The 13176-nt window shown below is 71.2% G+C and carries 13 protein-coding genes; 10 read left to right on the forward strand and 3 right to left on the reverse strand.

Annotation, left to right across the window (positions count from 1 at the left end):
• Positions 1-729, reverse strand: a complete 729-nt coding sequence (locus M3Q35_RS44360) for a Type 1 glutamine amidotransferase-like domain-containing protein (RefSeq protein ID WP_273938594.1) — start codon at positions 727-729, stop codon at positions 1-3.
• 80 nt (positions 730-809) lie between these two features.
• Here M3Q35_RS44360 and M3Q35_RS44365 point away from each other — a divergent pair, with 80 nt between their 5' ends.
• The 8 genes from M3Q35_RS44365 (at position 810) to M3Q35_RS44400 (ending at position 8672) form a co-directional block, all read left to right on the forward strand.
• Positions 810-1946: a sensor histidine kinase gene (locus tag M3Q35_RS44365; protein ID WP_273938595.1), complete on the forward strand. Its 1137-nt coding sequence runs from the start codon at positions 810-812 to the stop codon at positions 1944-1946.
• The gene (locus M3Q35_RS44370) at positions 1943-3028 is read left to right on the forward strand and encodes a sensor histidine kinase (RefSeq protein WP_273938596.1); all 1086 of its coding nucleotides are present in this window, start codon (positions 1943-1945) and stop codon (positions 3026-3028) included. The genes M3Q35_RS44365 and M3Q35_RS44370 overlap by 4 nt, the downstream gene beginning before the upstream one ends.
• A complete protein-coding gene (locus M3Q35_RS44375; protein ID WP_273938598.1) occupies positions 3025-4101 on the forward strand; it encodes a sensor histidine kinase in 1077 nt (358 codons plus the stop codon). The genes M3Q35_RS44370 and M3Q35_RS44375 overlap by 4 nt, the downstream gene beginning before the upstream one ends.
• Positions 4098-4703 (forward strand): response regulator transcription factor, encoded by a 606-nt coding sequence (locus tag M3Q35_RS44380; RefSeq protein ID WP_273938600.1) that lies wholly within the window; start codon positions 4098-4100, stop codon positions 4701-4703. Before M3Q35_RS44375 ends, M3Q35_RS44380 begins: the two co-directional genes overlap by 4 nt.
• 4 nt (positions 4704-4707) lie before the next feature.
• Entirely contained in the window at positions 4708-5352 is a 645-nt protein-coding gene (locus M3Q35_RS44385) for a YdcF family protein (protein ID WP_273938601.1), read from the forward strand.
• Positions 5349-6605, forward strand: coding sequence for a deoxyguanosinetriphosphate triphosphohydrolase (locus M3Q35_RS44390; RefSeq protein ID WP_273938602.1), 1257 nt, complete (start codon positions 5349-5351; stop codon positions 6603-6605). The genes M3Q35_RS44385 and M3Q35_RS44390 overlap by 4 nt, the downstream gene beginning before the upstream one ends.
• Before the next feature lie 306 nt (positions 6606-6911).
• Positions 6912-8069 (forward strand): serpin family protein, encoded by a 1158-nt coding sequence (locus M3Q35_RS44395; protein ID WP_273938603.1) that lies wholly within the window; start codon positions 6912-6914, stop codon positions 8067-8069.
• Positions 8070-8105: 36 nt separating this feature from the next.
• The gene (locus tag M3Q35_RS44400) at positions 8106-8672 is read left to right on the forward strand and encodes a carboxymuconolactone decarboxylase family protein (protein WP_273938604.1); all 567 of its coding nucleotides are present in this window, start codon (positions 8106-8108) and stop codon (positions 8670-8672) included.
• A 1-nt stretch (position 8673) separates the two neighbouring features.
• Here the strand turns inward: M3Q35_RS44400 and M3Q35_RS44405 are convergent, their stop codons facing one another.
• Positions 8674-9666: an IS481 family transposase gene (locus tag M3Q35_RS44405; protein WP_273935176.1), complete on the reverse strand. Its 993-nt coding sequence runs from the start codon at positions 9664-9666 to the stop codon at positions 8674-8676.
• 119 nt (positions 9667-9785) lie between these two features.
• Positions 9786-10673, reverse strand: coding sequence for a sigma-70 family RNA polymerase sigma factor (locus M3Q35_RS44410; protein WP_273938605.1), 888 nt, complete (start codon positions 10671-10673; stop codon positions 9786-9788).
• 44 nt (positions 10674-10717) lie between these two features.
• Here M3Q35_RS44410 and dnaG point away from each other — a divergent pair, with 44 nt between their 5' ends.
• Complete coding sequence (gene dnaG, locus M3Q35_RS44415; protein WP_273938606.1) at positions 10718-12619, forward strand: DNA primase; 1902 nt, start codon at positions 10718-10720, stop codon at positions 12617-12619.
• The gene (locus tag M3Q35_RS44420) at positions 12616-13110 is read left to right on the forward strand and encodes a hypothetical protein (RefSeq protein ID WP_273938607.1); all 495 of its coding nucleotides are present in this window, start codon (positions 12616-12618) and stop codon (positions 13108-13110) included. The genes dnaG and M3Q35_RS44420 overlap by 4 nt, the downstream gene beginning before the upstream one ends.
• Positions 13111-13176: the final 66 nt, after the last annotated feature.

Raw genomic sequence — 13176 nt, forward strand, 5'->3', positions numbered from 1 at the left:
TCAGAGGCGACGGACGTCGAAGGCCGTCTCGACGACCTCGCCGCTCGCCTCATTTCGGCGCACCAGGTAGGCGCCGCCGCGCTTGCGCTCCGAGACGGCCTCGACCAGCTCGGTGCCGTGGTAGACGAGGCCGGCGCCGTCGTCGGTGCAGTGCGTGTCGGTCAGCTTTCCCGACGCCACGGCCTCGTGAATCGTCGGTCGGCGCTGCTCCTCGGAGTCCAGGTGCACGCCGCTGGAGTAGGGCAGCAGCCCGAGGCCGTTCGTCACGACCCGCAGGTTCGGGCCGAACGAGTCGGTCACGCCGCCGGTGTACCAGCAGATCGAGCCGGCTGAGACCCCGCCGAGCACGACGCCGGCCTCCCAGGCCGCGTGCATCACCTCGCCGAGGCCGTGCACCTGCCAGACCGCGAGCAGGTTGGCCACCGAGCCGCCGTTGACCCACACCACGTCGTGGTCGAGCACGAAACCGGCCAGGTCCTCGGTCGGCGGCATCGGGAACAGGTTCAGGTTGGACACCTCGACGCCGGCGACCCGGCCGGCCTCGTTCACCATCGCGTTGGTGCCGCGGCTGTCCCCGTTGGCCGTGCCGACGTGGCACAGCCGCGGTCGGCCGGTCGCCCCGGACAGGTCCAGGGCGAGCCGGATCAGCGGCCCGAACTCCAGCTCGGTCCGCTCGCCGCGGACCCATCCGCCCGAGGTCGCCACGATGGTCGGTTGATCGGCTGCCATGGCCGGATCCTGTCAGCTACGCCGGGGACCATGCCAGTTGTCATGGGGGACTGTCCGCCTCCTGCCCTAACGTGATGCGCATGGGCGACCGGTGCACCTCGGATCCGGCGGACGGCGACAAGGCCGACCGCCGGCGGCGCGTGGGCGCGACCGCCTTCTCGTTCGTGTTCCTGTCCTGGTCGGTGCCGGGTGTGGTGGACATCGCCCGCTCGGACGTGCCGATCGGGCTGAAGGCGGCGCAGCTGGCGGTGACGATCGCCTACCTGCTCAGCTACCCGCTCGGCACCTGGCTCTCCAGCTCCGAGCGGACCGGGCCGAAAGTGTGGTATGTCGCCCTGGCCACGGCCCTCGGCCTGGCCACGCTGTGGCTCGACTGGCCAGGCCCGTCGATCTTGCTCATCTACGCGCTCGCCCTCAGTGCCATTCTGTTGCCACGGCCCGCGTCGGTCGTGGTCGCGAGCGGCATCACCGCCGTCGCGTTCATCGCATCGGCGCTGGCGCCGGACGGACCGGACTGGGGGAACCTCGCGTTGATGGTCGCGCTGACCATCGGCATCACGAGTTTCCACAAGGTCGGCGGCGATCTGCGGGAGGCCAACCGGGAGGTGGCCCGGCTCGCGGTCGCCGAGGAGCGGGCCAGGGTGGCCCGTGACGTGCATGACGTGCTTGGGCACAGCCTGACCACGGTGACGCTGAAGCTGGGGCTGATCCGCAGGCTGCTGGAGACGAGACCGGGGGAGGTGGAGCGGTTGATCATCGAGGTCGGAGAGGCCGAGCAGTTGTCCCGGCAGGCCTTGTCGGAAGTGCGGGCCACGCTGTCGGGCTACCGGAGCGCGTCGCTGAGCGCCGAGGTCGCGGGAGCGCGTGCGGCGCTGGCGTCGGCCGGCATCGCCGCCGACCTGCCTCGTGCCGTGGACAACGTGTTGCCCGAGTACCAGGAGTCGTTCGCCTATGTGCTGCGGGAGGGGGTCACCAACGTGTTGCGGCACAGCGGTGCGACGAATTGCGAGGTCCGGCTGGGGGAGTCCTGGCTTGAGGTTCGGGACAACGGCGCGGCCACTGTGGACGCGGGGGCGTCGCGTGTGGACGGCGGTGGGGCCGGCCTGACCGGGTTGGCCGACCGGCTGGCCGCGATCGGCGGCCGCATCGACGCCGGTCCGGTGCCGGGCGGCGGTTTCCTGTTGCGGGCCAGCGTGTCGAGGCCGGTGCCGGTATGACCGATCAGACCGTCCGGGACAATCACCGGGGCTGGGTTCTTACGGCCTGCTTCTTCGACCTGTTCATGGTGCCGAGCCTGATCGGGCAGTTCGGCCTCGACCGCCCGGTGTGGCTGACCGCGCTCGTCGTCGCCGGCATCGTGGTCTACGGCTTCGGCTACGTGGTGCTGCCGCTCGTGGTGTGGGGGAGGTCGCAGGCCTGGCAGCTCCCCGTCGGTGTCGCGTACATGGGGTTGGCGGCCGCGCTGTCGCCGGTGGCGACGCCGTACATCTTCATCTGGGCTTTCGCGCTGTGCTCCGTGATCGTGCGGGGCTGGTGGCTGATCGCCTTGTCCGGCACCGTGTTCGTGGCGCTGGCGGTCGTGCTGCCGAGCAGCTACCTGGGATTGTTGGTGATCCTGGTCTCGGTGGCCATCCTGTGCCGGTCCGTGGTGCACATGGTGGACATCAACGGCGCGTTGCGGCTGGCCCGGGACCAGGTCACCGCGCTGGCCGTCGCGGACGAACGCAGCCGTATCGCCCGCGATCTGCACGACGTGTTGGGGCACAGCCTGACCACGGTCACCGTCAAGGCCGGACTGGCCCGGCGCATGCTCGAAGCCGGCGTCGCGACCGACCGTGCGCTGGTCGAGATGCGCGACGTGGAACGGTTGTCCCGTCAGGCTTTGGCTGACATCACGGCGACGGTGTCCGGGGTACGGGCGGCGTCGCTGGCGGCCGAGTTGGTCGGTGCCAAGGAAGCACTGCGGGCAGCCGGCATCGACGCCGACTTCCCACTCGCGGTCGACGACGTCGAACCCGCCTATCAGGAGGCGTTCGCGTTCGCCTTGCGTGAAGGCGTGACGAATGTGTTGCGGCACAGCGCGGGCGCCACTCGGTGCGAGGTGCGCCTCGGCGACAGCTGGCTCGAGGTCCGTGACGACGGCGACCCCGGGCCGGCGGCGACGCAGCCGTCCCGCGTGGCCGGCGGCGGCAACGGCCTGTCCGGGCTTTCCGAGCGGCTGACCGGGATCGGCGGCCGACTCGAGGCGGGACCGATGCCCAGCCAGGGCTTCCGGTTGCGGGTGGAGGTCGCCGTATGAGCGAGCCGCGATTCGATGCGGAGCCGGGCTGGCTCCTGAGCTGCTTCTTCCTGTTGTTCGCGGTGCCGAGCCTGTGGCAGCTGGTCACCAGCGGCCGACCAACGGAGCTCATCGCCGCCGGACTGGCCGGGTTCGCCGTCTACGCGGTGCTGTACGTGGTGGCGGCCAGCCGGATGTGGCGCCTGCGCCTGCGGTGGAAGCTGGTGTTCACGGCGTTCCTGCTCGCGCTGCCGACGGCACTGGTGGTGTTGCTCGGGCTGACGTCCTCGTGGACGTTCGTCTACGGGCTCTCGCTGGTCGCCATCATGCTGCCGACCGGACTGGCGTTCGCGGTCGGCCTGCCGACGCTGACCGCGCTGGCTGTCCTCATCACCGTGAACCTGGGCGTCGACTTCCTGTTCAGCGACTGGGTGATGCTCGCCGCCGTGTTCGCGGCGACCTGGTTCATGGGCCGGTTGATCCGGGCCAACTACGCGCTGGCGACGGCGCAGGAGGAGATCGCCCGGCTGGCCGCTGCGCAGGAGCGCGCGCGGCTGGCCGAGGAGTTGCGCGAGGATCTCGGCCGCAGCCTGGCCGCGATCACCGCGAAAGCCGGCTCGGTGTGCGTCGAGCTGGAACGGGGTGACACGCCGGTGGCGAACGTCCGTGAGGTCGAGGACCTGGCCCGCGAGGCGGTGACGCAGGTACGGGCGACCGTGTCTGGTTACCGCACTGCCTCGCTGGCTGCCGAGGTCGTCGGTGCGCGGGCGGCGTTGGAGGCGGCCGGCATCACGGCCGACCTGCCGACGGCGGTGGACCGGGTGGCGCCTGCTTACCGGGAGGCCTTCGCGTACGCGCTGCGCGACGGTGTCACGGCGGTGCTGCGGCGCGCGTCCGGCGCGACGCGGTGCGAGGTCCGGCTGGGCGAGTCCTGGCTGGAGGTGCGCGACAACGGCACAGCCTGCGTGCCGGTCGCGGACAGTGGTGGAGTGGACAGCGGTCTGGTCGAGCGCGTGGCGGGCATCGGTGGTCGGATCGACACCGGGCCGTGCGCGGAAGGAGGTTTTCGGTTGAGAGTGGCAGTGCCGTCGTGATCAGGGTTCTGCTGGCCGACGATCAGGCGCTCGTGCGCGGCGCGCTGGCGGCGATGCTCAGCATCGAGTCGGACATCGAGGTCGTGGCCGAGGTCGGTTCAGGCGACGAGGTGGTGCCGGCGGCGCGGCGCACCAGTCCGGATGTCGCGCTGCTGGACGTGCAGATGCCCGGCAAGGACGGGCTGACCGCGGCCGCGGAGTTGCGCAAGGCGATGCCCGGCTGCCGGGTGGTGGTGTGCACCACCTTCGGCCGGCCCGGCTATCTGTCGCGGGCGATGGCCGCTGGTGCGGCCGGATTCGTGGTCAAGGACGCGCCGCCGGAGCAGTTGGTGGAAGCGGTCCGGCGGGTGCACGCCGGGCTGCGGGTGGTCGATCCCGCGCTTGCCGCGGAATCGCTGGCCAGCGGGGCGAGCCCGCTGACCGAACGGGAGAGGGAGGTGTTGCTCGCCGCCAGTGACGGCGGCACGGTGTCGGATGTGGCCAGGACCTTGCACCTGTCGGAGGGCACGGTGCGCAACCATCTGTCGTCGGCCATCGGCAAGACCGGGGCCAGGACCCGGGCCGAGGCAGCCCGCCTCGCGGAGGAGCGCGGCTGGCTGTGACACGATGGGCCCCGTGAGTGGGTCGACCGTGCGCCGGGTGTTTCTGCGGGTCGTGCTGGGCGCGCTCCTCGTGGCCGGACTGGTGATCGGCGGCACAGCCGTGCGGGTCTGGCAGGTGGCGCGGCTGGACGACCGGTCGCCGGTGGACGTCGCGATCGTGCTCGGTGCGGCGCAGTACGACGGCACGCCGTCGGACGCGCTCGAGGCCAGGCTCCAGCACGCCAAGACGCTGTACGACGACGGTGTGGTGAAGTACGTGCTCACCGTCGGCGGCCGGCAGCCGGGCGACCACTACACGGAGGCCGAGTCGGGCCAGATGTGGTTGGCCGACAACGGGGTTCCGCAGGACCGGATCATCTCCGTCGGCACCGGCAGCGACACGCTGGAGAGCCTGCGGGCGGTGGCCCCGGTCTACCGCAACCACGGCTGGAGCTCGGCGGTGCTGGTGAGCGATCCCTGGCACTCGTTCCGGGCCCAGATCATGGCGCGGGACAGCGGCATCGACGCCAACGTGTCACCGACCCACACCGGTCCGATGGTGCGGACGCGGGAGACGCAGTTCAGCCAGATCGTCCGGGAGACCGGGGCGCTGCTGTTCTACCGGCTGTCCCGGGCGCCGGCCGACGAGTTCGGGGCGAGCGCCAGTTGACCGGCGGCTACACCGAGCACGACACCGCCCGCCTGCTGCCGGACGCGCCGAAGCTGGCGGCCCTGCCGGGCTCGCTGGCCGAGCAGCGCAGCGCGTTCTCCCGGGACCGGGCGCGCGTGCTGCACTCGGCGGCGCTGCGCCGGCTGGCCGGCAAGACGCAGGTGGTCGGGCCGGGTGAGGGCGACGTGCCGCGGACGCGGCTGACGCACTCGCTCGAGGTCGCGCAGATCGGCCGGGGTATCGGGGCCGAGCTGGGGTGCGACCCGGACGTGGTGGACACGGCCGGGCTGGCGCACGACATCGGGCACCCGCCGTTCGGGCACAACGGGGAGCGGGCGCTGCACGTGATCGCGGAGCCGTGTGGCGGCTTCGAGGGCAACGCGCAGACGCTGCGCATCCTGACCCGGCTGGAGCCGAAGGTGCTGGCCGACGGCCGCGGCTACGGGCTGAACCTGACCCGGGCGTCGCTGGACGCTGCCACGAAGTACCCGTGGCCGCGGACGGCCGGCGTGGTCAAGTTCGGCGTGTACGAGGACGACGTGTCGGTCTTCGAGTGGGTGCGGGAGGGTGCGCCGGAGCGTCGGCGGTGCCTGGAGGCCCAGGTCATGGACTGGGCCGACGACGTCGCCTACTCGGTGCACGACGTCGAGGACGGCGTGCTGTCCGGGCGCATCTCGCTGAGCGAGCTGGCCAGTCCGGTGGAGCGGGCCGCGGTGGCTCAGTTGGCCGCCAAGCACTTCTCCGACGAGCCGGTGGGCGCGTTGGAGGATGCGGCGACCGAGCTGTTGCGGCTGCCGGCTGTCGCCGAGCTGGCCGAGGACGACTACGACGGGTCGCTGGGTGCGCAGGTGGCATTGAAGGTGCTGACCAGCGAGCTGGTCGGCCGGTTCGCCGCGGCGGCGATTACCGAGACGCGGCGCCTGCACGGTGACGGGCCGCTCAGCCGGTATGACGCCGACCTGGCCGTGCCGGCGCTGGTCGCGGCCGAGGTGGCGCTGCTCAAGGCCGTGGCTCTGCACTACGTGATGAGCGATCCGCATCGGTTGGCCTTGCAGCGGGTGCAGCGGCAGCAGCTGGTGGAGCTGGCCGAGGTGCTGTCCGAGCAGGCGCCGGATGCGCTCGATCCGGCGTTTCGGCCGGCGTGGCTGGCGGCCGGTGACGATGCCGCGCGGCTGCGGGTGGTCGTCGATCAGTTGGCCTCGCTGACCGATGGGCAAGCAGTTGCTTGGTACGACCGGTTCTGCCTGCGGTGAACCGCTGGTTCCACCGGCCGGTCCGGTGGGACTCTCGGTGTCATGGGTATAGCTCGAGCAGTGCGGCGAGGGCTGCGGCGGCTGTTCGGCCGCCGGGTGTCGGCCGGTGTCACCCGAAGGGGTGGCGAAGGGTCGGGCGGCGGCGCGGCGGGTGTCCGTGAGCCGCGGGTTCCGCGGCCGAACGGGCCGCGTGGGGCCGGTGCGCGACCACTTCCGGAGGAATCTGCGAACGTCAAATTGCGCGACCCACGGCGTTAGCGGCAGGCGGATGGCAGACTCGGGACACCCCCCACTCCAGGAGGTGTCGTGGACCTGGCGTTCACCCTCGCCCTGCACCGTGCGGTCGACCCCGATCCGGACAACGACCTGTGCTGGTCGCCGTTCTCGGTGCTGAGCGCCCTCGGGCTGACCGCGGAGGCTGCCGAGGGCGCCAGCCGGGACGAGCTCGTCGGCTCGCTGCTCGGCGATCCGGTACTGGCCGGCGGCGGCACGACGGGTGGCGTGCGCGGCTCGGCCGGTGACCGTGCGGGTGAGCTGCGGGCGCAGGCCGCCCAGCTGGCGGCGGCGGCCGAGTTGGACGACACCGGGCACGGCGATCCGCCGGTGCTGGCCGTGTCCAACACCCTGTGGGCGGTCGAGGACCTGCCGATCCGGCGGGAGTTCGCCGACGAGCTGGCGCGCTGGCCCAACGGCTCGGTCAAGGGCGCGCCGTTCGCCGACGCGCCGGAGGACGCCAGGAAGCTGATCAACACCGACGTCGCGGAGACCACGCGCGGCCTGATCCCGGAGCTGATCCCGCCGGGCAGCATCAAGCCGATGACGGTCGCCGCCCTGGTCAACGCCCTGTACCTGAAGGTCGCCTGGCAGCACCCGTTCACCGACGGCGCCACCGCGCCGCGGCCGTTCCACGCGCCGACCGGCACGTACGAACCGCCGAGCATGCGGCAGACGCAGCGGCTGGGCTATGGCCACCGCGACGGCTGGCAGGTGGTCGTGCTGCCGGCGGCTGGTGGAGTGGACGCGGTCCTGCTGCTGCCGGACGGGCCGCTGACCGAGGCCGAGCCGGCGCTCGACGCCGCGAAGCTGGCCGATCTGCTCGACACGACGTCGTCGCAGCGGGTGCAGCTGACCATGCCGAGGATCAACGTCAGCACCCGGGCCAGCATCAAGCACCCGCTGCTGGACCTGGGCGTGCACCTGCTGTTCAAGCCCGGACAGGCCGGGCTGACCCGGCTGTGCCCCGATCCGCGCCTGTACGTGGACGACGTGCTGCACGAGTCGGTACTCAAGTTCGACGAGCAGGGACTTGAGGGCGCCGCCGCGACCGCCGTGGTCATGCGGACGATGTCCATGGCCATGCCGGCGGAACCGGTTGTGGTGGACGTGGACCGGCCGTTCCTCGTCGTCGTCCGGCACCGGCAGACCGGTGTGCCGTACTTCGTCGCCCGGGTCGTGCATCCGTAGCTGTCACACTCGCGCCGGGCTCCTCGTCCCATGGTTATGACGAGGATTCCTGTGGTGAGCAATGATCAGGCCGGCCTGCTGGTGCGCGGCGTGTACTGGTTCGCCAAGCGCCGCTACGGCGCGGTGCCCGAGCCGTACGGGGTTTTCGCCCAGCACCGAGGGCTGCTCAAGGCCGGTGCCGTGCACGAGCTCGCGGTGGAGCGGACGGCGACGACGCTGCCGGTGAGCTTGCGGCACCTGGTGCAGTACCGGGTCGCCGTGGTGCTGGGCTGCTCGTGGTGCGTCGACTTCGGGACCATGTTGCAGCGCATGCAGGGCCTGGACATCGAGCGGTTGCGGGACATCGACGACTACGAGACGTCGTCGCGCTACAGCGAGATCGAACGCAAGGCGCTGGCGTACGCCGATGCCATGACCGCCACGCCCACCACTGTCACCGATGAGCAGGTGGCGGAGTTGGACGCCGAGCTGGGGCATGTCGGGGTGATCGAGCTGACGTACCTGATCGCGCTGGAGAACCAGCGCAGCCGGATCAACCACGCGCTGGGCATCGTCGACCAGGGCTTCACCTCGGGCGAGGCGTGCCGGGTGCCGAGGGTTTGACCTAGGTGTTCTGACCCGTGAGGTTGGGAACGCGGCTGGCTGGGGGTAGGCCCTTGAGCGCGGTGTGGCCGCGGTGGTGATTGTAGGTGTGTAGCCACTGCGGCAGGGCCTGGCGGCGTTCGGTCTCGGACCGGTAGGGGCGGGCGTAGGCCCATTCGTCGAGCAGGGTGCGGTTGAACCGTTCCACTTTGCCGTTGGTCTGGGGCCGGTAGGGGCGGGTGCGTTTGTGGGTGATGTCTGCGGCGGCCAGGGTGTCGCGCCAGAGTCGTGAGCGGTAGCAGGACCCGTTGTCAGTGAGTACCCGTTTGACGGTGATTCCGTTGGTGTGGAAGAAGGTCTGCGCCCTCTGCCAGAACGCGGCGGCGGTTTCCTTGGTCTCGTCGGGCAGGATCTCGGTGTAGGCCAGACGGGAGTGATCATCGATCGCGTTGTGCAGGAATCCGTAGCCCAGCAAGGGGTTGCGGTAGGCGCTGCGGGTCGCGGTGGCGGTGCGTTGGCTGTTGCGGCCGCCGATCTGACGGCCGTGCACCCGGTGACCGCCGCCGTCGGGGATGTTGCCCAGCTTTTTGATGTCGACGTGGATCAGGTCGCCGGGAGCGTCGCGTTCGTAGCGGCGGATGGGTTGCGCGGTGGCGCGGTCCAGATGCGTCAGGCGAGCCAGGCCGTAGCGACGCAGCACCCGGTGCACCGTAGCCGGGTTCAGGCCGAGCAGGTAGGCGATGCGGGCCGGTCCCCAGCGGCGTAGTACGCGGACCTTGATGATGCGGCGTTCGGTGCGGGTAGGGGTACGGCCAGGGCTGGTGCGAGGACGGGAGGACCGGTCGACCATGCCAGCGGCACCGAGTTGGCGGTAGCGCCGCGCCCAGCGTTGAGCGGTGCTGACCGAGACCTGGAACCGGTCGGCCGCTGGTCGCAGTGGCCAACCGTCGTCCACGACGCAGCGGGCCAGCCGCAGCCTGCCCAGCTCGGTCAAGGGTGCGTTACGGTGGGGCATGAGGGCCTCCGGGAGCTCGGTGTAGACGTCGCAATCCACACCGAACCTGGAGGCCTTCCCTCATTTCAAGATCATCGGTTCACGTGTCTGCCCGTTCGCAACCTCCCAAGGCAGTACACCTAGGCCAACTCCAGGTGGGTGAGCTTGTCGGGATTGGCGATGTCGTAGACCGCCGCGATCTGGCCGTCGCGGAAAGCGAACGTGCTGACGCGGGCGGCGGGGCCGTGGCCGGCCGACAGCACCAGGCCCAGATCGCCGTTGACCAGTTCGAGGCGGAAGGCGGCAAGCGCTTGCGGGCCGTACATGGTGCGCAGGCCCAGCAGGAAGCGGGCGACTTTGTCGCGGCCGGTGATGACGTTGATCGTCGTGCGGACCTGGCCGCCGCCGTCGCCGATGACGGCGGCGGCGGGGTGGAGGACGCGCAGCAGCTGGTCGAGATTGCCGGTGGCGACGGCGGCGAGGAATTCGGTCAGCACGGCCTGCTGGGTGTCGAGGTCCACGCGCGGCGGGACGTCGGCGTCCTCGACTATGCGTCGGGCGCGGGAGGCGTGCTGCCGGGCCGTGGCGGGCGTGCAGCCGAGGGTGTCGGCGATCTCGGGGAACGGCACGCCGAAGGCGTCGTGCAGCACGAAGGCGACCCGCTGCTCCGGGGTGAGGGAGTGCAGCACGACGAGGGCGGCCATGCGCATGCCGTCGTCGCGGACGACGAGATCGAGCGGGTCGCCGCCGTCCAGCGGCGTGACGAGCGGCTCGGGCAGCCAGGAGCCGACGTAGCGTTCACGTTGTGACGCGGCCGACTTGAGCTGGTCGAGGCAGATCCGGCCGACCACGGTGGTGAGCCAGGCCCGCAGGTCGCGGATGCCTTCTGGGTGCGCGGACAGCCGCAGCCAGGCCTCCTGGACGGCGTCCTCGGCATCGCCGAACCGGCCGGTGATGCGGTAGGCGACACCGAGCAGGTGCGTGCGGTGCGCGGTGAACGCGGCGGCCAGGTCGTCCGGGACTGACATGCCCTGGATCCTGCCGCACGGGTGGCCGCCTACACTCGGGTGTTGTGGCAGGACGGATCCGGGACAGTGACATCGCCGAGGTGCGTGACCGCAACCGGATCGACGATGTGGTCGGCGAGTACGTCGCCCTGAGCCGGGCCGGCGGCGGCGCGCTGAAGGGGCTGTGCCCGTTCCACGACGAGAAGACGCCGTCGTTCAACGTCCGGTCGACGCACGGCACCTTCCACTGCTTCGGCTGTGGCGAGGGCGGCGACGTGATCGCCTTCGTGATGAAGATCGATCACCTCAGCTTCGTCGAGTCGGTGGAGCGGCTCGCCGAGCGCGTGGGCATCCAGCTGACCTACGAGGGCGGCGGCGCCAGCGTGCAGCGGGACCGCGGCACGCGCAGCCGGCTGCTGGAGGCGCACCGCGCGGCGTCCGAGTTCTACATGGAGCAGCTGCGCACGCCGGACGCCCTCAAGGCGCGGGAGTACCTCGCCGAGCGCGACTTCGACGAGGCGACGGCGACGCTGTTCGGCTGCGGCTTCGCGCCGGCCGGCTGGGACTCGCTGACCAAGCACCTGCTCGGCCGGGGTTTCGGGCTGGAGGAGCTGATCAAGGCGGGCCTGTCGCGGGAGGGCCAGCGCGGCCCGATGGACCGGTTCCACCGGCGCCTGCTGTGGCCGCTGAAGGACCTCGGCGGCGACGTGGTCGGCTTCGGCGCCCGCCGGCTGTTCGACGACGACCGGATCGAGGCCAAGTACGTCAACACGGCGGAGACGCCGATCTTCAAGAAGTCGCAGGTGCTGTTCGGCATCGACATGGCCAAGCGGGAGATCGCGCGGCGGCACCAGGTGGTGGTGGTCGAGGGCTACACCGACGTGATGGCCATGCACGCCTCGGGCGTGCCGACGGCCGTCGCCTCCTGCGGCACGGCCTTCGGCACCGACCACATCTCGGTGCTGCGCCGGCTGCTGATGGACGACTTCGAGTTCCGGGCCGAGGTCATCTTCACCTTCGACGGTGACGCGGCCGGTCAGAAGGCGGCGCTCAAGGCGTTCGACGACGACCAGCAGTTCTCCGCGAACACCTACGTCTGTGTCGCGCCGGACGGCATGGACCCGTGCGAGCTGCGGCAGCAGAAGGGCGAGACCGCGGTGCGGGACCTGGTGGCCCGCCGGCAGCCGCTGTTCACCTTCGCCATCAAGGCTTTGCTCACCGAGCACGACCTGGACACCGCCGAGGGACGGGTCGAGGGGCTGCGCCGCGCGGTGCCGCTGGTGGCCCGGATCAAGAATGTCGCGCTGCGGGACGAGTACGCGCGCCAGCTCGCCGGCTGGGTGGGCTGGGAGGACACCAACACCGTCGTGCGACGGGTGCGGGAGTCGGCCGGCGGCACCGAGCCGGCGCGGCGTGGTCGTCGGGTGCAGCAGCCTGACCCGGACCAGAGTGCCCTCGGCCTGGACGTGTCCGGGCCGACGCGGCCGCGTCGGGACGACCCGGCGCTGTGGTCGCAGCGGGAGGCGTTGAAGATCGCTTTGCAGGCGCCGGCGCTGGCCGGGCCGTACTACGACTCGCTGCCCGAGGACGCGTTCAGCGATCCGGCCTACCTTGAGGTGCACCGGGCGATCATCGCCGCCGGCGGGGCGTCGTGCGGCATCTCCGGGCCGGCGTTCGTGGACGCCGTCGGGCAGCAGCTGCGGCACCAGAGCCTGCGGTCGATGGTGACCGAGCTGGCGGTCGACCCGGTGCAGGTGAAGTCCGAAGTGGACATCCGCTACGTCGAGGTGATCGTGGCGCGGCTGCAGGAGACGTTGGTGGCCAAGCAGGTCGCCGAGCTCAAGTCGCGGCTGCAGCGGCTGTCGCCGGTGGAGCACGAGGCCGAGTACCGGGAGCTGTTCGGCGACCTGGTGGCGTTGGAGCAGTACCGGAAGGCGTTGCGCGAGCAGGGGATCGGTGCGTATTGAGCTGGCTGCGCCGCAAGCTGACCGGCCTGCCCGAGGGGTTCACCGGCAACCTCGACGCGAACGAGAGTGTCGCGGCGAGTGGCACTTCCGGCGGCGAGCTGGTGGTGGCGACCTCGCTCGGGCTGTGGCTGCCGGGTGAGGAGCGCCTTGGCTGGCATCTGATCAGCAAGGCGACGTGGGACGGCAGCGCGCTGACGATCATCGCCGCGGTGGAGACCGGCACCGCTGGGGCGGCCGTGCTGCTGACCGACCAGCCGCCGCGGCGGTACCCGCTGGAGCAGCCGGGCAAGCTGCCGCAGGCCGTGCAGCGGCGCGTGACGCAGTCCGTCGTCGACCGGCACCGGCATGAGCTGCCGGGCGGCGGCGCCTGGTTCGTACGCCGTCGGGTGCCCGGGCAGGACGGGACGATCCTGCAGGTCAGGGCCGATGCCGGCGTGGACCCGGCGGCGCTGGACGCGCTGGCGTCGAAGGTCGCGAACCGGCTGCACTAACCGGCGTGAGGTCTGGTGGCGGACCCGTGTGTGCGCTATAAAAGACGTACGTACGGTTTGCAAGGA

This window comes from Kutzneria chonburiensis (genome assembly GCF_028622115.1).
GTDB lineage: Bacteria > Actinomycetota > Actinomycetes > Mycobacteriales > Pseudonocardiaceae > Kutzneria > Kutzneria chonburiensis.

Excerpts from the sequence above, each read along its gene's own strand:
- M3Q35_RS44375 (WP_273938598.1), top strand. The coding sequence starts at position 3,025 with ATGAGCGAGCCGCGATTCGATGCGGAGCCGGGCTGGCTCCTGAGCTGC.
- M3Q35_RS44405 (WP_273935176.1), bottom strand. The coding sequence starts at position 9,666 with ATGCCCCACCGTAACGCACCCTTGACCGAGCTGGGCAGGCTGCGGCTG.
- M3Q35_RS44400 (WP_273938604.1), top strand. The coding sequence starts at position 8,106 with ATGACGAGGATTCCTGTGGTGAGCAATGATCAGGCCGGCCTGCTGGTG.
- M3Q35_RS44365 (WP_273938595.1), top strand. The coding sequence starts at position 810 with ATGGGCGACCGGTGCACCTCGGATCCGGCGGACGGCGACAAGGCCGAC.
- M3Q35_RS44410 (WP_273938605.1), bottom strand. The coding sequence starts at position 10,673 with ATGTCAGTCCCGGACGACCTGGCCGCCGCGTTCACCGCGCACCGCACG.
- M3Q35_RS44370 (WP_273938596.1), top strand. The coding sequence starts at position 1,943 with ATGACCGATCAGACCGTCCGGGACAATCACCGGGGCTGGGTTCTTACG.
- M3Q35_RS44385 (WP_273938601.1), top strand. The coding sequence starts at position 4,708 with ATGGGCCCCGTGAGTGGGTCGACCGTGCGCCGGGTGTTTCTGCGGGTC.
- M3Q35_RS44360 (WP_273938594.1), bottom strand. The coding sequence starts at position 729 with ATGGCAGCCGATCAACCGACCATCGTGGCGACCTCGGGCGGATGGGTC.